Source organism: Bacillus sp. IT-79MI2 (assembly GCF_949768135.1).
Lineage (GTDB): Bacteria > Bacillota > Bacilli > Bacillales > Bacillaceae_G > Bacillus_A > Bacillus_A pseudomycoides.
Genome location: NZ_CATKPV010000015.1, coordinates 1 through 359 on the forward strand (window position 1 = coordinate 1; position 359 = coordinate 359).

General features: G+C 37.0%; 1 pseudogene. It reads right to left on the reverse strand.

Annotated elements, in window-relative coordinates:
• Nucleotides 1-136: 136 nt before the first annotated feature.
• A pseudogene (locus tag ACM6HU_RS01030) lies at nt 137-359 on the reverse strand (recombinase family protein); the annotation flags it as partial.

The following is a 359-nucleotide window of genomic DNA, read 5'->3' on the forward strand; positions in this document are numbered from 1 at the left end:
CGTCCTTTATCAATCCCACAAAACTATTTATACTCATCATTTCCACTCCGGTTTTGCTAAAAGGGGGCCCACCCACATTTTAACGAATGTTGGTGCTACCTCAATTACTATCTTAACAAATTAAAATTTTGTCTCTCTATTCTTTCATTCTTTCCTCATACTGTTTAGCAAGCTTATAAAAAGAAGAACGTTTGATGCCATACTTTTTCATGGCTCCTACTGCTGTAATTGAACCAGATTTCCATTCCTTGTAAGCATCCGTAAATTCTTCTGTTATTTCAACAGGCGGACGTCCTAAACGTCTACCTTGTTTTCTGGCAAGAGCAATTCCTTCAGCTTGACGTTGTTTAATATCAATT